Genomic DNA, 19,963 nt, shown 5'->3' with positions numbered 1-19,963 from the left:
GGCGTGGCGTATAGCGACCGTGCCGTCTAGCCACCCCCACGCCAAAGCCCCCGAAACAACGGAGTTTCGGGGGCTTTTGCGTGTCGGGGTGAGATCAGCCGATCGGGGCGTCGGCAGCCGGCGTCGGCTCCGCCGGTGCGGCCGGCTCGGTGGTCTCGGTCGTCGTCTGGGTGGTGGTCGTCTCGCTGGTCGACGTCGCGGACGGCGTGACGGCCTCGGGCGCGTTGGCCGGATCGAGTACCGCGTCGATCAGGTAGATCCGGGCGTTCGCGGCTTGGATACCACCGCAGACCACCTTGGCGGTGTCGTTGATCGTGACGTCGGCGTTCTCACCGGTCACCTTGATCTCCGCACCCTGCTGGGTGGGCCGCTGCCCCTTGACGTCCTTGGGCCCGAGCATCCCGAGGAACACGTGGTAATAGTCGAAGTCCGTCAGCGCGGCGGGGTTGGCCTTCAACGCGTCCAGCTGCGCGGGTGCAAGTGCGGCGAACGCCTCGTTCGTCGGCACGAAGACCACGTACGGGCCGTTCTCCAGCACGGGCACCACGTTCACGGCGGGATTGAACCCGCCCGAGATCGCGGAGTAGAAGGTGCTGGCGTCCGGGATCGCTTGCAGAGCCTGGCCGACGGGCAGGTTGTTCAGCGCCTTCCAGTCGGGCACCGCCTCCTTGAAGGCGTCACAGCCCTTCCCCTCGGGGTTCGGGATCTCGACCACCGCGGTGGTGGTCGGCTCGGCCGGCTGCTCGGGGGCGGGCGCGGGCGGATCGGCGTACGCGGTCACGGCCAGCGGCACCGAAAAGGCGATCGCGGCGATCCCGGCGGTGGCACCAAGGGCTTTGCTGGTGCGAGTCTTCACTTACGGCTCCTCAGCTAGACAGGTCGCAACGCATGTTAAAGGCACTGTTGCGTGGCTGCCAAAGTCACCACCTCGCCAAACGGCCGCTGCAAGCCACCTGACCTGGGCTTTGTCAATCTGCCCACATAGTGCGCCGAACGGCGGTGAAAGGCCGGTGCATACGATGAGCCGCATGCCCGAGCCGCTGATCGTTCCCATTCGTGGTCGCACGCCGTCGCTGCACGCCGAGGCTTGGGCAGCGCCCAACGCGAGCCTGATCGGCCAGGTGACTCTCGCCGCACGGGCCAGCGTCTGGTACGGCGCCACGCTGCGGGCCGAGGCCGAGCCCATCGAGATCGGTTTCGGCACCAACATCCAGGACGGGGTCACCGTCCACGTCGACCCGGAATTTCCCGTCTGCATCGGCGAAGAGGTCAGCGTGGGGCACAACGCCGTCCTGCACGGCTGTGTCGTCGAGGACGGGGCGCTGATCGGTATGGGGGCGGTCATCCTCAACGGCGCGACGGTGGGCCACGGAGCGTTGATCGCCGCGGGCGCGGTCGTGTCGCAGGGTTTCGTGGTGCCGCCGCGGACCTTGGTCGCCGGGGTCCCCGGCAAGGTGCGCCGCGACCTCAGCGACGCAGAGGTCAACCACAACCGCTACAACGCTCAGGTGTACCAGCACCTGATCGATCTGCACCGGGACGCGACGGCCTAGATTCTCCCGGGTCCGATCCGGGTACAGGCCCTACCGTGAAACGTGTTCGCACTCTCGTGACCGGCGCGACCGGTTACGTCGGCTCCCGGCTCGTCACCGAGCTGCTCACCGAGGGCCACGAGGTGGTCGCCGCCAGTCGAAATCCCGATCGGCTGGCCGATTTCGGATGGCAGGACCGCGTCAACGCCGTCGCGTTGGACGCCCACGACGAAGCCTCGGTGCGGTCGGCGTTCGCCGACGCCGGTCCCATTGACGTCGTCTACTACCTCGTGCACGGCATCGGGCAGCCCGATTTCCGCGAGGCGGACAACCGCGCGGCAGCCACCGTGGCCAAGGCGGCCAAGGACGCCGGTGTGCGTCGCATCGTGTATCTGGGCGGGTTCGTGCCCGACGGTGACGAGCTGTCCGAGCACCTGGCAAGCCGCGCCGAGGTCGCCGAGGCGTTGCACGTCGACGGCGGACCCGACGTGGTGTGGCTCGGCGCGGCCATCATCATCGGTGCGGGGTCGACGTCGTTCGAGATGCTGCGCTACGTGGGCGATCGGTTCCTGGTCATTCCGATGCCGTCGTGGTCGGCGAACCCGATCGACCCGATCTCGATCTGCGATGTGCTGCACTACCTCGTCGCCGCCGCAGACGGCGAGCAGGTGCCCGCCGGGGCCTACGACATCACCGGCCCGGAAACCACGTCGTACGCCGAGCTGCTGCGCACGTACGCGCGTATCGCCGGGAAATGGAGGGCCGAGCTGCCGGTCAACGGCGTCGACACCGGTCTGGTGTCGTGGGTGACGGCGGCGGTGCTGCCGGTGCCGGGCGGTCTGGCGGCGGACCTGGTGCAGTCGCTGGACCATCCGATGATTGCTTCGGACACCCGGCTGCGTGAGTTCGTGCCGGACCCGCCCGCCGGGCTGATCGGCGTCGAGGAGGCGATCACACGGGCGCTGGCAAGTCGTCGGCGTCGACCCGTCGACGAGCTCACCGACCCACACCACCTCGCCGATACCGACCCCGCGTGGGCGGGTGGGGACACGCTGCGTCTGCAACAGGTCGCCGGTGCGGTCACACCGTCGATCGCCCGGCCCGCGCTCGGGCTCATCGGCGGGGTGCCCGGACCCGTTGCCGGGGCGGTGCGCACCGGGGTGGACACACTGCTGCACTTCGTGCCCAAGGTTGTTCCGACGTGACGGAGAAGACTCAGCCTCGCCCCGGGCTGCTTGGTGAGATTCGCGAGATCGTCAGCGCGTGCCCCGTCCCGCATCACGAACCGCCCAGCGTTATACGGCGCAGGCGCATCGTCGTCGCGGTCGTGCTCGTCATCGGCGCTGCGCTACTTGGATATTCGCTGACGCGGCCGCCGGGGGACTCGTCGTTCTACTGGCTGACGTTGGCGCTGGCCGGGGTGTGGGCGCTGGGCGCGTTGCTGTCCGGCCCGCTGCACATGGGATGCATCCGCTTCCGCGGTCGCAATCAACGGCCCGTGATCACCGGCACCGCAATCGGTTTGGCGCTGGGCGCGGTGTTCGTCGTCGGCGGCCTGATCGCGCGTGAGATTCCCGGTGTGCGCGAATACATCACTCGCGTATTGGAATACGCCGACTATGGACCTTTGGTCCTGGTGGCGTTCATCACCGTGATCAACGGGCTGGCCGAGGAGATGTTCTTCCGCGGTGCGCTCTATACGGCCTTGGGCACGATGAAACCGATACTGATCTCGACGGTCTTCTACGTCATCGCGACCGCGGCCACCACCGGTAATCCGATGCTCGGCTTCGCCGCGATCATCCTGGGCACGATCTGCGCGTTCGAGCGCCGGATGACCGGCGGCATCCTCGCACCGATGCTGACGCACTTCTTCTGGGGTCTGGTGATGGTGCTCGCGCTGCCGCCGATCTTCGGCGTGTGACTTAGGACAGCGGGTGGGCCAGCTCGTCGCGACGCATCCCGGCCGCCCACACCGCGACCGCGGCGACCAGCATGGGAACGATGCCCGCGACGAGGAAAATCGTCTGTATCGAAACGACTTTCGACAACGGTCCAACGATCGCGAACGACACCGGCATGAACGCCAGCGAGACGAAGAAGTCCAGGCTCGACACGCGGCCCAGCATCGCGGTCGGCACCCGTCGCTGCAGCAGGGTGCCCCAGATGACCATTCCGGTGCCGTCGGTGAACCCGATGATGAACGTCGCGACCGCCATCACCGAAAACGACGAGGTGAAGCCGAACACGATCAGCGGGATGGCGCCGAGACTCCACATCGCCATCATCACCGACAGGTACCGGCGCGGCATGCGGCCCGACGACACCGTCAATGCTCCCAGTGCGCTGCCCAACCCGAAGAACGCGAGGATGAAGCCGTACATCCGTGCGCCGTCGGCGAAGCGGTCCTTGGCGATGAACGGCAGCAGCACCTCGATCGGTCCCAGGACGACCAGTACGAAGATGCTGGCGAACAACAGCGTCCACAACAGCCACGGCGTGCCGAGCACGAATACGAAGCCGTCGCGAAGATCGCGCAGCACATGTGTGGGTTCTTGCGCCGTAGCGGGTTTCAGCGAGGGGCGGGTTGCCACCAGCAGCACCAGGCCGACTGCGAACAAGGCGGCCACCGCCACCGCGCCCAGTGCGGGAAACGTCGCGCCGATGACCACTCCGGCGGCGGCCGGGCCGATCGCGCGTTGGAACACCGGGCGCACCACGCCCTCCACGCCGTTGGCCGCGAGCAGCTGCTCGGGTGGCAGGATGCGCGGAAGGATCGCGCTGTAGGCGGGGAAGAAGAACGCCGCCGCCGCGCCCAGGGCCGCCGCACCCACCGCCAGATGCCAGATCTGCAGTGCGCCAAGCATTCCCAGTATCGCGATACCCGTCGAGGCGAGCACGTTGACCGTCTCGACCGCGATGATGATTGCCCGCTGAGGGAATCTGTCGGCGGCGATCCCGCCGACCAATACGAACGCGACGAGTGCGCCGCCGAAGCAGGTCGTCACGATCGACAGCGATACGGGGTCGTTGTTGAGTTCGATGACCTGCATGGCCAGCACCACCGCGAACATGCCGTCGGCGAAGATCGACAGCGTCACCGCCGCGATCAGCAGGCGGTACTCGCGGTTGCGAAACGGTGCGAGCACGCGCCAACCACCGGCGTTGCGCACCGGCTGTTGTATCTCGAATTGCGTACTCACCTGTCGATGGTCGCGGAGGCGCGCCCATCGAGTCCACCGAATTTCCCTGCGCCGAACGTGGGTTACCCGCACGCATTCTGCGCGCCGAGTGTGCGGCGACCCCACACTCGGCGCAGGAGGTGCCCTAGAAGCACTCGGCGAAGGACGTGCCCTAGAAGTCGGAGAAGTTCGCCTTGCGGCGCTGCTGGAACGCCGTGATGCCCTCGATGAAGTCCGGCGAGGTCAGCAGCTTCAGCTGACCTTCACGTTCGCGTCCCAGCGCGGGCTCGAACTCGGTCAACGTGGCTGCATTGATCGCGTGCTTGGTCTTGCGTAGCGCCACGGCGGGACCGGACTTCAGCGCGGTGACCACCTTGTCGACCTCGGCGTCGAACTCATCTGCCGGATAGACCGCGGCGGCCAGGCCCCAGTCGTATGCCTCGCGCGCCGAGACCTTTTCGGCAAGCAGGGCCATCCGGGCCGCGCGGGTACGTCCGACCGCCGCCGCCACCAGCGCCGAGGCGCCGCCGTCAGGCATCAGCCCGATCTTGGTGAACGCCAGCATGAAATACGCGTTGTCCGAAGCCAATACGACATCCGAAGCCAGTGCCAGCGAGACGCCGACTCCGGCTGCCGCACCGTGCACGGCCGCGACCACGGGCTGGGGCAGGTTGACGATCGCGCGAACCGCATCGTTGGCGGCGTCGAGCACCGAGGCCGGGCCGTCGACACTCTTCTGCGCCTGGTCGTCGTCGTCGATGCCCGCGCCCGAGCAGAAGCCGCGACCCGCGCCGCCGAGTCGCACGACCTTGACCCGCCGATCGGTGGCCGCCGTATTGAGAGTGTCGGCGATACGGACCAGCATCTCGCGGTTCAGCGAGTTGAGGCTGTCGGGCCGGTTGAGCGTCACCGAAAGCACACCGTCGGCGAACTCAACCGTCAAAGCGTCGATGCCGGTATATGTGGGTGCGCCCGAATCCAGCGTTGTCATGGCTGCACCCTAGAACCGGACGACTTGGTTATACAAGTAAGCTATGTCGGCGATCCGGAAGCGATTGTCCAACGAAGGGCGGTAAGCATGGCGGGACCTCTGCACGGGCTGCGGGTGATCGAACTCGCGAGCATCGGACCCGGCCCGCACGCGGCGATGATCCTCGGTGATCTCGGCGCCGACGTCGTCCGCATCGAGCGACCGGGCAAGCTCGGGGGAATTCCGACGAGCAAGCGCGAGGCCGCCCTGCGCAATCGGCGTTCCGTCGCCGCCGACCTGAAGAGCGATGAGGGCCGCGAACTCGTGTTGCGGCTGGTCGCGAAGGCCGACGTGCTGATCGAGGGGCTGCGCCCCGGTGTCACCGAACGCCTGGGTCTCGGGCCGGAGGACTGCGCGAAGGTCAACGAGCGGCTGATCTACGGGCGCATGACGGGCTGGGGCCAGACCGGGCCGCGGCGCCTGCAGGCCGGCCACGACATCAACTACATCTCGCTCAACGGTGTGCTGCACTCGATCGGCCGGGCGGGCGAGCGACCGGTCCCACCGCTGAACCTGACCGGTGACTTCGGCGGCGGCTCGATGTTCCTGCTCGTCGGCATCCTGTCCGCGCTGTGGGAACGCCAGACGTCGGGCAAGGGTCAGGTGGTCGACGCGGCGATGATCGACGGCTCCAGCGTGCTGGCGCAGATGATCTGGGGCTTTCTGCAGGACGGGCTGTGGACCGACCAGCGCGGGGTCAACATCCTCGACGGCGGCGCGCCCTACTACGACACCTACACCTGCGCCGACGGCCGCTACATCGCGGTCGGGTGCATCGAACCGCAGTTCTACGCCGAGTTCCTCAAGGGCCTGGGCCTGGAGAACGCCGACCTGCCCGGCCAGAACGACGCGAGCCGCTGGCCGGAGCTGCGCGCGAAGCTCAGCGAGGTCATCGCGAGCAAGGACCGCGACCACTGGGCCAAGGTGTTCGCCGACAGCGACGCCTGCGTGACCCCGGTGCTGTCGTTCAGCGAGGTCGAGTCCGAACCGCACGTCACCGAGCGCAACACCTTCTATCGCGACGGTGAGCACCTGCAACCGATGCCCGCGCCGCGGTTCTCCCGAAGCGTGCCGCCGGCACCGACACCACCCGGCCAAGCCGGAGCCGACACCGAAGCCGTCTTGCGAGACTGGGCCTAGAGAAAGGAACACCCTCAAAGTGGAGATCAAGGACGCCGTAGCCGTCGTCACCGGTGGCGCATCGGGCCTCGGCCTGGCCACCACCAAACGCCTGCTCGACAGGGGCGCATCGGTGGTCGTCATCGACCTCAAGGGCGAAGAGGCGGTCAAGGAACTCGGTGACCGCGCCCAGTTCGTCGAGACCAACGTGACCGATCCGGACGCCGTCAGCGCGGCGCTGGACGCGGCCGAGAAGATGGGCCCGCTGCGCATCAACGTCAACTGCGCGGGCATCGGCAACGCGATCAAGACGTTGAGCAAGGACGGGCCGTTCCCGCTCGACGGCTTCAAGAAGGTCATCGAGGTCAACCTGATCGGCACGTTCAACGTGCTGCGGCTGGCCGCCGAGAGGATCGCGAAAACCGAGCCCATCAACGGTGAGCGTGGCGTCATCATCAACACCGCGTCGGTCGCGGCGTTCGAGGGCCAGATCGGGCAGGCCGCTTACTCCGCGTCCAAGGGTGGGGTGGTCGGGATGACCCTGCCGATCGCGCGTGACCTGTCGCGTGAGTTCATCCGCGTCGTCACCATTGCGCCGGGTCTGTTCAAGACCCCGCTGCTGGGTTCGCTGCCGGAAGAGGCGCAGGCTTCGCTGGGCAAGCAGGTGCCGCATCCGGCGCGCCTGGGCGATCCCGACGAGTACGGCGCGCTGGCCGTGCACATCGTCGAGAACCCGATGCTCAACGGTGAAGTGATCCGCCTGGACGGCGCGATCCGGATGGCCCCCCGATGAGCGCTTGCGCGAAGAGAAAAGGACCGAGGTAGGTAGACGCGATGGGTATCAGGACGAAGTTCACCGAGACGTTCGGAATCGAGCATCCCATCGTGCAGGGCGGGATGCAGTGGGTCGGCCGCGCGGAACTCGTTGCGGCCGTGGCCAATGCGGGTGCGCTCGGCTTCATCACCGCGTTGACCCAGCCGACGCCGGCCGATCTGGCCAAGGAGATCGCCAAGTGCCGCGATCTGACCGACAAGCCGTTCGGCGTCAACCTGACGATTCTGCCGACGATCAACCCGCCGCCGTATGACGAGTACCGGCAGGTGATCGTCGACTCGGGCATCAAGATCGTCGAGACCGCGGGCTCCAACCCCGCGCCGCATCTGCCGATGTTCCACGACAACGGGATCAAGGTGCTGCACAAGTGCACCTCGGTGCGGCACGCGGTCAAGGCGCAGAGCCTCGGCGTCGACGGCATCAGCATCGACGGTTTCGAGTGCGCGGGCCATCCCGGCGAGGACGACATCCCGGGCCTGGTGCTGATCCCGGCGGCGTCGGCCAAGATCGAGATCCCGATGATCGCCTCCGGCGGGTTCGCCGACGCGCGCGGTCTGGTCGCCGCATTGGCGCTGGGCGCTGACGGCATCAACATGGGTTCGCGGTTCATGTGCACCGTCGAATCGGCGATCCACCAGAACGTCAAGGAAGCGATCGTGGCGGGCACCGAGCTCGACACCGAGCTGATCTTCCGGCCGCTGCGCAACACGGCCCGCGTGGCCAGCAACGCGGTGTCGCGTGAGGTCGTGGAGATCCTGAACCGCGGCGGTCAGTTCGAGGACGTCAAGGACCTGGTTGCCGGCTCGCGCGGCGTGAAGGTCTACGAGATCGGCGACCTCGACGCCGGCATTTGGAGCGTGGGCACCGCGATGGGCCTGATCAACGACATCCCGACCTGCGGGGATCTGGTCGCGCGCATCGTCGACGAGGCCGAGGAGATCATCAGCGGCCGGCTCAGCGACATGATCGCCGACGACGAAGAAGAGAACGTGGCTTAGGAACGGGATCGGATTTAGCGGGCGGGTTCAGCAAGAAAGCAGCAACAGAACCGGCTCGGGCGCTTGAGGCCCGACCGTCGGAGCGAATGCGCGACCCCTCGGCGCGCGTTCGTTCAGACGGCGGTGCGCAGGGTGTGCTCGTCGTCGAGCTGCTCCGAGGTGTCGCCTTCTACCAGGACGTCGCCGTGGTAGAGCGCCTCGAAGTCGACCTTGATGACATCGGCACTGGTGTCGTCGATCCACATGTACTCGACAGTAAGTGTCACCTCTAAGGAATCTTTGAGTCACGATTCGGAATACTGTGGCAATTCTTACCGCCAAGTAGGGTCGCGGACTACTCGCCAGTAGCGATTTGCTGACCAGCTACGAGCCGGCGGTGAAGTGGATGGGGTTGGTGCCGAGCAGCGCCACCCAGGTCAGGATCGCCGCGGCGAACGCCACGACCAGCAGGCCGACGCCGACGCGCCGTCCCCACGACACCCGGCCCAACGCCTTGGCGTCGAGCGAGTACGCGCCGGCCCCGAGGAACAGCAGCGCTGCGGCACCGACGCCGATCAGGAACGGCGCGTTGAACGGTTCGGACCAGAAAGCCGACTGCGACACGTTGACGGCCCACGCGTCGACCATCGCCGCGACCACCGCACACGCGGCCAGCGGCGTCAGCGCACCGAAGATGAGGCCCAGGCCACCGAGCGTCTCGGCCGCCGTGACCATGAACGCGGCCAGTCCGGGCAACCGCCATCCGGCGGAGTCCATGAAGCCGACGGTGGTGCTGAAGTCGAAGGCCTTGATGAGGCCCGCCTGAAGAATCGCCGCACCGATGCCGATTCTCAGGATGAGCAGGCCGATGTCCGTCGCGGAGTCGCGTGTGGTGGTGGCGGCGGTGGCCGCGTCCGTCGTGGTCATGCCGATTACGACTACCAGGAATGCCACAACTCATCGCGAGAATCGCACCTGAACGCCGCGGGTCCGTGTTTCGTGTGTCCTGAAGGGGCGTTGACGGCGCTGACTTATCGTTGTTAAGTTACCGGCGTTAGTCCGAGCCGAGAGGACGCGGAGTGCTGCAGAGAGTCGCACACCTGGCCATAGCGGCGCCTCGGCGCATCATCGCGACAGCGGTCCTGGTGATGGTCGCGTGCGGCATATTCGGTATCCCCGTGGCCAAGCACCTTTCCGCCGGCGGCTTCCAGGACCCGACGTCGGAGTCGGCTGAGGCCACCCAGCTCTTGGTCGATACGTTCGGTCAGGGCGACATGGAGTTGATTCTCAGCGTGCACTCCGACGAGGGCGCGCAGAGCCCGCGGGCCCGTGCCGTCGGCGAGGAGCTTGCCGCCGAACTGCGGGCCTCGCCGTCGGTCGTCGGGGTGACCGCGCTGTGGAGCGCACCGCCGACCGCGGCGCCCGCGCTGATCAGTGAGGACGGGAAGACCGGGCTGATCGTCGCCGGGATCACCGGTGGTGAGAGCGGCGCCCAGAAGCATGCGAAGGAACTCACGGAGCGACTCGTGCACGACCGCGACGGCGTCACCGTGCGCGCCGGCGGCGAGGCCATGATCTACGTGCAGATCAACGGGCAGAGCGAACGCGACCTCCTCAAGATGGAGGCGATCGCGATCCCGCTGTGCTTCGTCGCGCTGGTGTGGGTGTTCGGGGGTCTGCTCGCCGCCGCGTTGCCGTTGGCCATCGGTGGTTTCGCGATCCTGGGTTCGATGGCGGTGCTGCGCGGCGTCACCTACCTCACCGACGTGTCGATCTTCGCGCTGAACCTCACCGTCGCAATGGGTTTGGCGCTCGCTATCGATTACACGCTGTTGATCATCAGCAGGTACCGCGACGAGATCGCCGACGGGGCGCAACCTGACGCGGCGTTGGTGCGCACCATGGTGACCGCCGGGCGCACCGTGCTGTTCTCGGCGATGACGGTCGCGCTGTCCATGGTCGCGATGGTGTTGTTTCCGATGTACTTCCTGAAGTCGTTCGCGTACGCGGGAATCGCGGTGGTGACGTTTGCGGCCCTCGCCGCGGTGGTGGTGGCGCCCGCGGCGATCGTGCTGCTCGGGGACCGGTTGGACGCGCTGGATGTGCGGCGGTTCGGTCGCCGGCTCGTCGGCAGACCGGAGCCGGTGCGCAAACCCGTCGAGCAGACGTTCTGGTACCGCTGCACGAAAGTCGTGATGCGCCGGGCACTTCCGATCGGACTCGCAATCGTCACGCTGCTGCTGGTGCTCGGCGCACCGTTCCTCAACGCGCGTTGGGGGTTTCCCGACGAGCGGGTGCTGCCTCAGTCCGCGTCGGCGCGGCAGGTCGGCGACGAGCTACGCAACAACTTCGCCGTCGACTCGGCCCGCAACGTCACGGTCGTCATACCGGACACCCGGGATCTCACGCCCGCGATGGTGGATCGCTACGCGGCAGACCTCTCGCGGGTCGGCGACGTGTCGTCGGTGTCGGCTCCCGGCGGCACGTTCGTCGACGGCAAGTCGATCGGCCCGCCGTCGGCCGCTACCGGCGTCAAGGACGACAGCGCGTTCCTCACCGTGGCCAGTGAGGCGCCGTTGTTCAGCGATGCCTCCGAAGCGCAGCTCGACCGGCTGGAGGCGGTGCGCACTCCCGGCGATGTTCCGGTGCTGCTGACGGGCACCGCACAGGTGAACCGCGACAGTGCCTCGGCGATCACGTCGCGCCTGCCGCTGGTGCTCGGGGTGATCGGGGCCATCACCTTCGTGCTGCTCTTCCTGCTCACCGGGAGCGTGGTGCTGCCGGTGAAGGCGTTGATACTCAACGTCTTGTCTCTGACGGCCGCGTTCGGTGCGCTGGTGTGGATCTTCCAGGAAGGCCATCTAGGCGCACTGGGCACCACACCGACCGGGACTTTGGTGGCGAACATGCCGGTGTTGCTGTTCTGCATCGCATTCGGGCTGTCGATGGATTACGAAGTCTTCTTGGTATCCCGCATCCGCGAGTTCTGGCTGCAGTCCGGCAACGACCCGGCGGTGTCCGCTCGTGCGCGCAACGACGAGAGCGTGGCGCTCGGCCTGGCGAAGACCGGGCGTGTCGTGACGGCGGCGGCGTTGTTGATGTCGATCTCGTTCGCGGCGCTGATCGCGGCCGAGGTCGCGTTCATGCGGATGTTCGGCGTCGGGTTGACGCTGGCGGTGCTGGCCGATGCGACGCTGGTGCGGATGGGTTTGGTGCCGGCGTTCATGCATCTGCTCGGACGGTGGAACTGGTGGTCGCCCAAGCCGTTGACCAGACTGCACGAACGGATCGGCTTCAGCGAGTCCGCTGAACCATCGCGCGCCGAAGGCTCGATCCAGCCGGCGGGTTCGCGATGAAACGGCGACGCGCCCCGCGGGGGTCCGGTGAGCAGCTGCGTGACGAGATCCTCGACGCCGCCACCGATCTGCTGCTCGAGTCGGGCAATGCGAAAGAGGTGTCGATCCGGTCGGTGGCGCAGCGGGTGGGCGTGACCCCGCCGTCGATCTACCTCCACTTCGCCGACAAGGACGCGCTGCTCGACGCGGTGTGCGCACGGTACTTCGAGAAGCTCGACGAGGAGATGCAGAGTGTGGCGGCCGGGCAGCCGTCGACCATCGAGGTGCTGCGCGCGCAGGGGCTGGCGTATGTGCGTTTCGCGATGAAAACCCCTGAGCTGTACCGCATTGCGACGATGGGGGAGAGCCGGCCGGGCAGCGACGTGGATGTGGCGTTGAACAGCTCGGCATTCGTGCACCTGCGCACCGCAGTCGAGGGACTGATGGCGGAGGGAATTTATCCGCCGGGCGACTCGACCGCGACGGCGCTGGAGTTGATGACCGTCGCGCACGGGGTGGCCGCCATGCTGATCTCCAAGCCGTACCTACCGTGGGGGGATGTCGAGGACTTCGCCGACCGGGTGCTGACGGCCGTGTGTCTCGGTCACATCACCCGGGGGGCGGTGGACCTCGACGCGCCACCACCGCAAACCGTCGCTCAGTTGAAGGGAATGCTGCATGTCGGACACGGTCGATAACCCGTTTTTCGCTCGGTTGTGGACGGTGATGTCCACCCACGAGACCGACGCCATCCGGCAACTCCGCCGGCAGAACCTCGCCGGCCTGTCGGGACGGGTTCTGGAGGTCGGTGCGGGTACCGGGACGAACTTCGAGTTCTACCCCGACACGGTGCGCGAGGTGGTGGCCGTCGAGCCCGAACGCCGTCTCGCCGAACGGGCCCAGCGGACCGCGGTCGGAGCCCGCGTGCCCGTCACCGTCAGCACCGACACCGTGGAGCACTTCGTGGCCAACCGCAGCGAGCCCTTCGACGCGATCGTCTGCTCGCTGGTGCTGTGCTCGATCGATGATCCCGATACTGTTCTGCGCCAGCTGCTTTCGTTACTGCGGCCCGGCGGTGAGCTGCGCTATCTCGAGCACATCGCCAGCGAGGGCGGCCGCGGGCGGCTGCAGAGGATCGCCGACGCGACGGTGTGGCCGCGGCTGCTCGGGAACTGCCACACCCACCGCCACACCGAACAAAGCATCGTGGGTGCGGGGTTCGAGGTCGAGGATGCTCGGCGGGAATGGACGATGCCGAGGTGGGTGCCGCTGCCGGTCGCCGAGTTCGCGATCGGCCGCGCGGTCAGGCCCTAACCGAGTAGGGCCGGGAGCCGCTGCAGCAGATTCGGCAGCGCGCTGGCCGCGGTCTCGCGCACGGACGCCGTCGCCGAGTCCGACAGCGGTGTGCGTTCCGGGTTGACCTCGATGACCGGGATGTTGTTGGCCAGTGCGATCTCGGGCAGGCCCGCCGCGGGATAGACGATCGACGAGGTGCCGACGACGATCACCAGGTCGGCGCCGCTGACCGCCTCCACCGATCGCTGCCACGCGTCCTCGGGCAGCGCCTCGCCGAACCAGACCACGTTGGGCCTGATGAGGCCGCCGCATTCGCACCGCGGCGGGTCGACGGTCTCCACCGGTTCGGGCATGGCCGGTAGCTCACCGGAATATGTCTGCCGGCAGCGATCGCAGTGGAACTCGAACAGGCTCCCGTGCACGTGGTAGACCTTTTTGCTGCCTGCTCGCTCATGCAGGTCGTCGACGTTCTGGGTGACGACGTGCACGTCGGCGTAATCCTGCCAGGCGGCGACGGCCCGGTGGCCGTCGTTCGGGTGTACAGCGCTCATCATGTAGTGACGCCACAGGTACCACGCCCATACCTTCTCCGGGTGGGCCCGCCACCCTTCCGAGCTGGAGATTTCATATGGGTCGACCTTCGCCCACAGCCCGGTTTCGGCGTCGCGGAAGGTCGGCACCCCGCTCTCGGCCGAGATGCCCGCACCGCTGAGGACCGTTACCTGCACATGACCAAACTAGCCGCTGTGGGCAATACTGAGCACGTGGCCGAGTTGGGGGATTGGGTACGCATCGACCATCACGCGTCGGGTGCCTTGTTCGACCAGCTCAGGACGCAGGTCATTGACGGTGTGCGCGACGGCAGACTGCCGCCGGGTACGCGGTTGCCGACGGTGCGCGAGCTGGCCGGTCAGCTCGGTCTCGCGGTGAACACCGTGGCGCGTGCCTACCGCGAGTTGGAGTCGGCGGGAATACTCGAAACCCGCGGGCGTTTCGGCACATTCGTCGCTCATGCCGATCCCGTGGACGGAGCGATGGCCACGGCGGCGACCACGTTCGTATCGGCGGCCAAAGCGCTCGGCGTCGGCAAGGACGACGCGCTGCGATATGTGGAAGCGGCGTTCGGGTAGGCGGCGCGGAACGAGCCGTTCGGCTCAGCCGAATTCGAGCAGGGCGAAGACCGGACGCACGGAATCGAACCACGGAAGCCGCTGAGCCCCCCACATCAGCGCGTTGAGCACCTTGCCGCGCCCCGGCGGCAGCGCGATGTCGTGCACCGCCCGGATCCCGGGGATCTCGTTGACGAGGTTGGCGACCTGCGAGGGCGTCATGTGGAACGGCATGGGTGGGACGCGGTAGCCGAGCGAGGGGCGCAACACGCCCCGGCTGATCAACCTGGCGAACCACGCCGGGGGCAGCTCGAACAGCATGCGTCCCCCGGAGAAGCGGGCCGCGCACTCGCCGATCAGGCCGAGCGCCTCCTCCGGCTGCAGGTACATCAGCAGACCTTCGGCGGTGATGAACACGCCGTGTTCGGTGTCGACGTGGTCCATCCAGCTGTAGTCGAGCGCCGACTGGGCCAGCATGCGCACCCGCTCCGATGCCGGCAACAGGCGTCGGCGCAGTTCGATAACCGGGGGGAGATCCACGGTGAGCCAGGAGAATTCGTGTCCCACATCGGCGGCGTCGATTCGATAGAAGCTGGTCTGGAGCCCCTCGGCGAGCGCCACCACCGTGGCGCGAGGATGGTCGCCGAGGTAGCGCCGCGTCTCGCGGTCGAACGCCAGCGCCCGCACCGCCATGTCCTGGCGGCGTGAGAGGCCGAATTTGGAGAAGTCGAAGTCGATGGAGTCGGCGAGTTGGACGGCCATCGGGTCGTCGATCACTCCGTCCGGTCGACGCGCCTCCGTGGCCCGCACGTTGAGCGTCATCAGCGCGGTCTCGGAAACACCGGTCAGCATGGTGGCGTCGGCTTTGGCGGACGAGGCGTTCGGTTCGGAGCTCACCTGCTCGAATGTACCTAGCGCAGGACTTTGTCCAACGTGCGCAGGTTCCTGGTGGTGGTCGACGACTTGTACCGTTTCTTGCCCATGGTCTTGCCGATGGTGCTGTCGAGCGTTGCGGCCTTGGGCACCTGCCAGTAGATGACACCCTCGCCGCGCTCGATCTTCTCCTCGGCGGTGGCTTGCTCGGCCAGGCCGGCGAGCTCGTCGAGCACGTGTTCGTCGGTCACGAATGTGACGTAGGAGTGGTGGCCGGAGACCTCGCGCTCGAAGGGGTAGGCGCGCGAGATCTCGGCGACGGTGTCGATCGGGTACGCCAGCACCCAGGCGTCGTACCCGAAGGTGTCGCGCAATGCCTTCTCGGCCTTCTTCCGAACCGTCTCGACTCCCGACCCGCTGTCGAACAGGACGTTTCCGCTGGCGAGAATCGTTCGTACCGAACGGAATCCGACTCCTTCGAAGGCCTTCGCGACATCGGCCATCTTGAGATTGACGCCACCGACGTTGACGCCGCGTAGGAAAGCCGCATAGCGCGTCATCAGCCGAACTCCAGCAGGGTGTGGCTGGGGCCCTTGCGCAGGAACCCGACGCGGTCCCACGCCGGCGAGGCCAGCACCTTGTACAGCCCACGCCCCGGCACCATGGCGAGGTCGTGTGCGGCGCGCACACCGGGAATGCGCCCGGCCAGCGCGACAGCCTCGTCGGGGGTCAGCGCGAAGGGCATCGGTGGGGTGACGTAACGGTCGGACAGCTTCAGTTTGCCGCGCAGCGTGCGTCGACTGAACCAGGGCGGCACGGAATCGAACATCATCCGCCCCCCGGGGAAGCGCGCCGCGCAGTCGCGGATCAGACCGAGTGCGTCGTCGGGGTCCAGATACATCAACAGGCCCTCGGCGGTGATGAACACACCGTTCGACGCGTCGATGTGGTCCATCCAGCTGCGGTCCAGCGCTGACTGCGCCAGCGAAACGATCCGGTCATCGTGCGGCAACAGCTTCTCGCGCAGGGCCACGATGGGTGGGAGATCGACTGAGTACCAGGTCAATTCGTCGGCGACGCCCTGTCTCTGCAGACGCCAGAAGCTGGTCTGCAGACCTTCGGCGAGCGCAACCACCGAAGCTTTCGGATGGGTGGTCAAATACTCGCGAGTGGCGGCGTCGAACGCGAGGGCCCGGACGGCGTGCGACTGGTTGGGCTTGCCGAATTTGCCGTAGTCGTAGTCGATGGCGTCGAACAGCGTGACGGCCCACGGGTCGCGGAGTACCCCGTCGGATCGCTTGGCCTCGCTGGCGCGGAAGTACAGCGTCCACAGCGCGGTCGCAGATACGCCTTCGAGCACGTTGCCGTCGATTCGGGGTGCAGGACCGGTCACATCTCGATGGTAGAGACGTAGGCTGACGAGCATGGGACGCCACGTGTTCGACGACAAGCTGCTCGCCTTGATCGGCGGAAACTCGCTGGGCGTCCTGGCGACCATCAAACGCGACGGTCGCCCGCAATTGTCGAACGTGTCGTACTACTTCGACTCGCGCGCGTTGACCATCCAGGTGTCGATCACCGAGCCGCGGGCCAAGACCCGTAACCTGCGACGCGACCCGCGCGCATCACTTCACGTCAGCTCGGACGACGGTTGGTCCTACGCGGTCGCCGAGGGCGACGCGACACTCACACCGCCGGCGGCGTCACCCGACGATGACACCGTCGAGGCGCTGATCGCGTTGTACCGCAACATCGCCGGCGAACATCCCGACTGGGACGACTACCGGCGCGCGATGGTCGACGACCGCCGGGTGGTGATGACGCTGCCGATCAGCCACGTCTACGGCATGCCGCCCGGCAAGCGATAAAGCAGGCGACGGCCGCCGGCTCTCGGGCTAGGCTGCCGTCATGTCTGAGACACCGGAAGACGACACCAAGCGCAAGTTCCGGGAGGCGCTGGAGCGCAAGAAGGCCAAGTCGGCCGGCGGCGGTAACCACAAGGACGGCGGTGCTAAGCAGTCGCGGGCGCATGGACCGGTTGAGCATCGGCGGGAGTTTCGGCGCAAGAGCGGCTGAGGCCACGCGCGGCGACAAGCGCGGTCAACATCACCCCCACGCACAGCAGGCCCTGATCCTTCAGTCCCCAACCCACCGAGGCCAGTGTGGCTGCGCCTGCGGTGCAGAGCAGGACACCGACTGTGGCGCTGCGCAAACCCGACTCCGCGAGGAATCCGCCGTCCCACAGCGGTAACGGGTCGTTCTCCAGTGGGCGCAGCGTGACGAACATCAGCGCAACCACCGTGGCCATGATCAGCACCTGCAGGATCGACAGGGCGATGAAGCTCGGGGCGGCCGGGTCGAAGCGCGGGTAGCCCAGATAGTCGAACGCCAGGTGCATCATCAGCAGCGCGGGCATGTGCCACAGGTAGAGCGTCATGGCACCGGTGTTGCCGATCGCGGTCAGCCACCACACCCGCGGCCGCCGCGCCCAGCGCGTGATCGCCGGCATGGCAGCAATAACGAAGGCGCACATCATGATTGCGTGGCCAGCCAGGAGAAGCGACGGTGGTGTCATGTTCTTGAGCTGCTGGGTTTCGATGCCGACCAGGCTCAGCTCGTAAGGTCCGAATATCACCAACGCCAGGTTGACCGCCAGCATCACGACACCCACGGCGACCGCCACCCGCGCGCTCAGCAGTGCGCGTCGATAGCCGACGGCGAGCATGCCCGGAATCAGCCAGGCGGTCAGATTCAGGTAGCCCAGCCCGGCCCAGCCGTCGACGTTGATCCGCATCGCGTCAACGACGGCTATGAACCCGTAGGCGGCGGCGACTGCGGCCACCAGCCGGCCTGCGGTGGTGATGCGGGCCAACACCGGCACCGCAGCGAGCACCAACACGTAGGCGCCCAGAAACCACAACAACTGGATCGAGATTCCGGCGACGGGTTCGTAGACGTGTTGGGGCAGCACGAGTCGCAGAGCGATCAGCGCGACGGCCCAGAAGGCGAGGTAATAGAACACGGGCCGGTAGAGCCGGGTGCAGCGGCGCAGCAGCCAGTTGCCCCAACTGCTGCCGGGCTTCCAACTCTCGACGCTGGCGGCCACGCCCGCGAAGAAGAACAGCGGCATGATTTGAAACACCCAGGTGAGCGCCTGAAGAACGGGCGATGCGGTGAGCAGGTTGCTCCAGATGAACACGTCGTCGCGCAGGGTGCTGGTGGCCATCACGGTGTGGCCGATCACCACCCCGAGCAACGACACGATGCGGATGACGTCGATCGCACGGTCACGGGACACCGGGGTTGCCGCCTCGACGTCGGCTGGGATCGGAAACATCGTCATGTGATCGATCGTCGGGGCGGGGGTGACGTCGCGCATGAGTAGAAGCACTCAAAGGGTCGCCGGCCGCGCATCTCCGCCGGAGCCAAGTCGATCGGCTGATTACGCGCCGGACGCCGCCGTGCGTGTTTCCCGTGCGTCTCTTGCCTCGCGCAGCAGGATCGCCACCAGGCAGATGCCCGACAGAACCGCGACCGCCACGGCGAAACTCACGCCCGCCGTGCGTAATCCCCAGGTGTCGGCGGCCAGACCCTCGCCGACAACGGGTAGCGAGATGGCCACGTAGCCGATGACGAAGTAGGTCGAGTTGACCTCGGCGCGGCGTTCGGCCGGGCTGCGCTCGGAGATGGCGGCCAGGCCTCGGCTGAAGCTCATGCCTTGGCCCGCACCCGACACCACGGCGGCCGCGACGAGCCCGATCAGCGACGAGAGTTGGAGTGCGACTGCGAGAATCGCCATCCCGGCGACCAGGATTGCGCAGCCGACGGCAAGCGCCCGCCGCGGCCGCATGGTGTTGGTGACGATCTGCGTCAGGGCGGACGCGGCGAAGATCGACCCGGCGATGAGTCCGGCGACTGCCTGGTTGTCGATGCCGACGACCTCGGTCACGAAGGAGGGCGCCACGGCGGCGAACAGGCCAGTGACCGCGAATCCGGCGAATCCCGCGATCGCGGCGAGGATGAACACCGAACGCACCTCGGGCGGTACCGCCAGACGCTGCAGCGCGATGCGTCCGGACCGTGGCGAGGTCTCCGGCACCAGCAGCACCGCCACGCCCGCCAGCGCCGCCAGCACGATGTGCACCATGAAGCTCAGGTGCAGCGGCATCGGGGCGTACTCGACCAGCACGCCGGCCAGCATCGGACCGGCACCGAGGCCGCCGATGTTGGCGACGGTCGCGACCGCGGCGGCCCTGCTGCGCCAGTGCGGCGGCGCGGCCTCGATGACCGCCGCGGTGGCCGTCCCGGTGAAGACACCCGCGGACAGCCCGGAGAACACGCGCCCGACAACCAACAGCGGCACGGAATCGGCGACGACGAACACCCCGGCACTGATCAGCGCCGCGACGACCCCGCCGAGCAGCAGCGGGCGCCTGCCGATCGCATCAGACCACCGTCCGAACGCCAGCAGTGCCAACAGCACACCGCCCGCATAGGCCGCGTAGACGACGGTGGTGGTCACCACCGAGAACTGCATCTGCTCGCCGTAGAGGGCATACATCGGTGTCGGCATCGTGGTGCCGAGCATGATCGCGGCGAACGCGTACGCCAGCAACGGGAAAGCCAGGCGTTGGGCGGTCACGCGGGTCGGAGCCTCAGACACGTCGCGGTGCAA

Annotated in this window: 23 protein-coding genes; 12 read left to right on the top strand and 11 right to left on the bottom strand. The window is 67.3% G+C overall.

Annotated elements, in window-relative coordinates:
• Nucleotides 1-94 precede the first annotated feature (94 nt).
• Complete coding sequence (locus AU072_RS00425) at nucleotides 95-856, bottom strand: fasciclin domain-containing protein (RefSeq protein ID WP_064411909.1); 762 nt, start codon at nucleotides 854-856, stop codon at nucleotides 95-97.
• 172 nt (nucleotides 857-1,028) lie between these two features.
• On the opposite strand from AU072_RS00425, the gene AU072_RS00420 reads away from it, so the two are divergent.
• The 3 genes from AU072_RS00420 to AU072_RS00410 are packed head-to-tail and all read left to right on the top strand — an operon-like array spanning nucleotide 1,029 to nucleotide 3,456.
• The gene (locus AU072_RS00420) at nucleotides 1,029-1,553 is read left to right on the top strand and encodes a gamma carbonic anhydrase family protein (RefSeq protein WP_064412291.1); all 525 of its coding nucleotides are present in this window, start codon (nucleotides 1,029-1,031) and stop codon (nucleotides 1,551-1,553) included.
• Between the two features lie 35 nt (nucleotides 1,554-1,588).
• Nucleotides 1,589-2,737, top strand: a complete 1,149-nt coding sequence (locus tag AU072_RS00415; protein WP_064411908.1) for an NAD(P)H-binding protein — start codon at nucleotides 1,589-1,591, stop codon at nucleotides 2,735-2,737.
• Entirely contained in the window at nucleotides 2,734-3,456 is a 723-nt protein-coding gene (locus AU072_RS00410) for a CPBP family intramembrane glutamic endopeptidase (protein WP_064411907.1), read from the top strand. Before AU072_RS00415 ends, AU072_RS00410 begins: the two co-directional genes overlap by 4 nt.
• Before the next feature lies 1 nt (nucleotide 3,457).
• Here the strand turns inward: AU072_RS00410 and tet(V) are convergent, their stop codons facing one another.
• Both tet(V) and AU072_RS00400 read right to left on the bottom strand, forming a co-directional pair.
• A complete protein-coding gene (tet(V), locus tag AU072_RS00405) occupies nucleotides 3,458-4,705 on the bottom strand; it encodes a tetracycline efflux MFS transporter Tet(V) (protein WP_174523709.1) in 1,248 nt (415 codons plus the stop codon).
• A 181-nt stretch (nucleotides 4,706-4,886) separates the two neighbouring features.
• A complete protein-coding gene (locus AU072_RS00400) occupies nucleotides 4,887-5,705 on the bottom strand; it encodes an enoyl-CoA hydratase (RefSeq protein WP_064411905.1) in 819 nt (272 codons plus the stop codon).
• Nucleotides 5,706-5,792: 87 nt separating this feature from the next.
• Between AU072_RS00400 and AU072_RS00395 the strand changes: the two genes are divergently transcribed.
• Genes AU072_RS00395 through AU072_RS00385 form a run of 3 tightly spaced genes read left to right on the top strand, consistent with a single transcriptional unit; the run spans nucleotide 5,793 to nucleotide 8,696 of the window.
• Nucleotides 5,793-6,884 carry a CaiB/BaiF CoA transferase family protein gene (locus AU072_RS00395; RefSeq protein ID WP_064411904.1) on the top strand — a complete coding sequence of 364 codons (1,092 nt, stop codon included), beginning with the start codon at nucleotides 5,793-5,795 and terminating at the stop codon, nucleotides 6,882-6,884.
• 19 nt (nucleotides 6,885-6,903) lie between these two features.
• Nucleotides 6,904-7,656 (top strand): 3-hydroxyacyl-CoA dehydrogenase, encoded by a 753-nt coding sequence (locus tag AU072_RS00390; protein WP_064411903.1) that lies wholly within the window; start codon nucleotides 6,904-6,906, stop codon nucleotides 7,654-7,656.
• A 41-nt stretch (nucleotides 7,657-7,697) separates the two neighbouring features.
• Nucleotides 7,698-8,696 (top strand): NAD(P)H-dependent flavin oxidoreductase, encoded by a 999-nt coding sequence (locus AU072_RS00385; protein WP_064411902.1) that lies wholly within the window; start codon nucleotides 7,698-7,700, stop codon nucleotides 8,694-8,696.
• A gap of 113 nt (nucleotides 8,697-8,809) precedes the next feature.
• Here AU072_RS00385 and AU072_RS28745 read toward each other — a convergent pair whose 3' ends face one another.
• Together AU072_RS28745 and AU072_RS00380 are read right to left on the bottom strand one after the other, a co-directional pair.
• Nucleotides 8,810-8,941, bottom strand: coding sequence for a hypothetical protein (locus tag AU072_RS28745; RefSeq protein ID WP_090346444.1), 132 nt, complete (start codon nucleotides 8,939-8,941; stop codon nucleotides 8,810-8,812).
• A 118-nt stretch (nucleotides 8,942-9,059) separates the two neighbouring features.
• Complete coding sequence (locus tag AU072_RS00380; protein ID WP_064411901.1) at nucleotides 9,060-9,602, bottom strand: DoxX family protein; 543 nt, start codon at nucleotides 9,600-9,602, stop codon at nucleotides 9,060-9,062.
• 152 nt (nucleotides 9,603-9,754) lie between these two features.
• On the opposite strand from AU072_RS00380, the gene AU072_RS00375 reads away from it, so the two are divergent.
• From AU072_RS00375 to AU072_RS00365, 3 genes are read left to right on the top strand one after another with little or no spacing between them, the layout of a single operon-like run.
• Nucleotides 9,755-12,031: an MMPL family transporter gene (locus AU072_RS00375; RefSeq protein WP_064411900.1), complete on the top strand. Its 2,277-nt coding sequence runs from the start codon at nucleotides 9,755-9,757 to the stop codon at nucleotides 12,029-12,031.
• Entirely contained in the window at nucleotides 12,028-12,708 is a 681-nt protein-coding gene (locus AU072_RS00370; protein ID WP_064411899.1) for a TetR/AcrR family transcriptional regulator, read from the top strand. The genes AU072_RS00375 and AU072_RS00370 overlap by 4 nt, the downstream gene beginning before the upstream one ends.
• Entirely contained in the window at nucleotides 12,689-13,324 is a 636-nt protein-coding gene (locus AU072_RS00365; protein ID WP_064411898.1) for a class I SAM-dependent methyltransferase, read from the top strand. The genes AU072_RS00370 and AU072_RS00365 overlap by 20 nt, the downstream gene beginning before the upstream one ends.
• Here AU072_RS00365 and AU072_RS00360 read toward each other — a convergent pair.
• Nucleotides 13,321-14,034, bottom strand: coding sequence for an NAD-dependent deacylase (locus tag AU072_RS00360; RefSeq protein WP_064411897.1), 714 nt, complete (start codon nucleotides 14,032-14,034; stop codon nucleotides 13,321-13,323). The two genes, AU072_RS00365 and AU072_RS00360, sit on opposite strands and share 4 nt — an antisense overlap.
• A 36-nt stretch (nucleotides 14,035-14,070) precedes the next feature.
• Here AU072_RS00360 and AU072_RS00355 point away from each other — a divergent pair, with 36 nt between their 5' ends.
• Nucleotides 14,071-14,436: an Rv1152 family transcriptional regulator gene (locus AU072_RS00355; RefSeq protein ID WP_064412290.1), complete on the top strand. Its 366-nt coding sequence runs from the start codon at nucleotides 14,071-14,073 to the stop codon at nucleotides 14,434-14,436.
• Between the two features lie 24 nt (nucleotides 14,437-14,460).
• On the opposite strand, the gene AU072_RS00350 is transcribed toward AU072_RS00355, so the two are convergent.
• From AU072_RS00350 to AU072_RS00340, 3 genes are read right to left on the bottom strand one after another with little or no spacing between them, the layout of a single operon-like run.
• Nucleotides 14,461-15,267, bottom strand: a complete 807-nt coding sequence (locus AU072_RS00350; RefSeq protein WP_064412289.1) for a class I SAM-dependent methyltransferase — start codon at nucleotides 15,265-15,267, stop codon at nucleotides 14,461-14,463.
• Between the two features lie 59 nt (nucleotides 15,268-15,326).
• Nucleotides 15,327-15,848: a DUF1697 domain-containing protein gene (locus tag AU072_RS00345; protein ID WP_064411896.1), complete on the bottom strand. Its 522-nt coding sequence runs from the start codon at nucleotides 15,846-15,848 to the stop codon at nucleotides 15,327-15,329.
• Nucleotides 15,848-16,714 (bottom strand): class I SAM-dependent methyltransferase, encoded by an 867-nt coding sequence (locus tag AU072_RS00340; RefSeq protein ID WP_064411895.1) that lies wholly within the window; start codon nucleotides 16,712-16,714, stop codon nucleotides 15,848-15,850. The genes AU072_RS00345 and AU072_RS00340 overlap by 1 nt, the downstream gene beginning before the upstream one ends.
• Here AU072_RS00340 and AU072_RS00335 point away from each other — a divergent pair.
• Nucleotides 16,713-17,156, top strand: a complete 444-nt coding sequence (locus AU072_RS00335; protein WP_064411894.1) for a PPOX class F420-dependent oxidoreductase — start codon at nucleotides 16,713-16,715, stop codon at nucleotides 17,154-17,156. The genes AU072_RS00340 and AU072_RS00335 overlap by 2 nt on opposite strands.
• A 40-nt stretch (nucleotides 17,157-17,196) precedes the next feature.
• Nucleotides 17,197-17,364: a DUF5302 domain-containing protein gene (locus AU072_RS27830; protein ID WP_110765761.1), complete on the top strand. Its 168-nt coding sequence runs from the start codon at nucleotides 17,197-17,199 to the stop codon at nucleotides 17,362-17,364.
• Here the strand turns inward: AU072_RS27830 and AU072_RS00330 are convergent.
• Nucleotides 17,300-18,631, bottom strand: coding sequence for an acyltransferase family protein (locus AU072_RS00330; RefSeq protein ID WP_064412288.1), 1,332 nt, complete (start codon nucleotides 18,629-18,631; stop codon nucleotides 17,300-17,302). The two genes, AU072_RS27830 and AU072_RS00330, sit on opposite strands and share 65 nt — an antisense overlap.
• A gap of 99 nt (nucleotides 18,632-18,730) precedes the next feature.
• Nucleotides 18,731-19,951 carry an MFS transporter gene (locus tag AU072_RS00325; protein ID WP_120270931.1) on the bottom strand — a complete coding sequence of 407 codons (1,221 nt, stop codon included), beginning with the start codon at nucleotides 19,949-19,951 and terminating at the stop codon, nucleotides 18,731-18,733.
• Between the last annotated feature and the right edge of the window lie 12 nt (nucleotides 19,952-19,963).

The sequence above is a fragment of the Mycolicibacterium novocastrense genome (genome assembly GCF_001499835.1).
In the GTDB taxonomy this organism is placed as follows: domain Bacteria; phylum Actinomycetota; class Actinomycetes; order Mycobacteriales; family Mycobacteriaceae; genus Mycobacterium; species Mycobacterium novocastrense.
This window is presented reverse-complemented; position numbering and strand designations above follow the sequence as displayed.

Excerpts from the sequence above, each read along its gene's own strand:
- AU072_RS27830 (WP_110765761.1), top strand. The coding sequence starts at position 17,197 with ATGTCTGAGACACCGGAAGACGACACCAAGCGCAAGTTCCGGGAGGCG.
- AU072_RS00345 (WP_064411896.1), bottom strand. The coding sequence starts at position 15,848 with ATGACGCGCTATGCGGCTTTCCTACGCGGCGTCAACGTCGGTGGCGTC.
- AU072_RS00400 (WP_064411905.1), bottom strand. The coding sequence starts at position 5,705 with ATGACAACGCTGGATTCGGGCGCACCCACATATACCGGCATCGACGCT.
- AU072_RS00350 (WP_064412289.1), bottom strand. The coding sequence starts at position 15,267 with ATGCTGACCGGTGTTTCCGAGACCGCGCTGATGACGCTCAACGTGCGG.
- AU072_RS00330 (WP_064412288.1), bottom strand. The coding sequence starts at position 18,631 with ATGACGATGTTTCCGATCCCAGCCGACGTCGAGGCGGCAACCCCGGTG.
- AU072_RS00335 (WP_064411894.1), top strand. The coding sequence starts at position 16,713 with ATGGGACGCCACGTGTTCGACGACAAGCTGCTCGCCTTGATCGGCGGA.
- AU072_RS00395 (WP_064411904.1), top strand. The coding sequence starts at position 5,793 with ATGGCGGGACCTCTGCACGGGCTGCGGGTGATCGAACTCGCGAGCATC.
- AU072_RS00365 (WP_064411898.1), top strand. The coding sequence starts at position 12,689 with ATGTCGGACACGGTCGATAACCCGTTTTTCGCTCGGTTGTGGACGGTG.
- AU072_RS00370 (WP_064411899.1), top strand. The coding sequence starts at position 12,028 with ATGAAACGGCGACGCGCCCCGCGGGGGTCCGGTGAGCAGCTGCGTGAC.
- AU072_RS00340 (WP_064411895.1), bottom strand. The coding sequence starts at position 16,714 with ATGCTCGTCAGCCTACGTCTCTACCATCGAGATGTGACCGGTCCTGCA.
- AU072_RS00380 (WP_064411901.1), bottom strand. The coding sequence starts at position 9,602 with ATGACCACGACGGACGCGGCCACCGCCGCCACCACCACACGCGACTCC.
- AU072_RS00385 (WP_064411902.1), top strand. The coding sequence starts at position 7,698 with ATGGGTATCAGGACGAAGTTCACCGAGACGTTCGGAATCGAGCATCCC.
- AU072_RS00420 (WP_064412291.1), top strand. The coding sequence starts at position 1,029 with ATGCCCGAGCCGCTGATCGTTCCCATTCGTGGTCGCACGCCGTCGCTG.
- AU072_RS28745 (WP_090346444.1), bottom strand. The coding sequence starts at position 8,941 with ATGTGGATCGACGACACCAGTGCCGATGTCATCAAGGTCGACTTCGAG.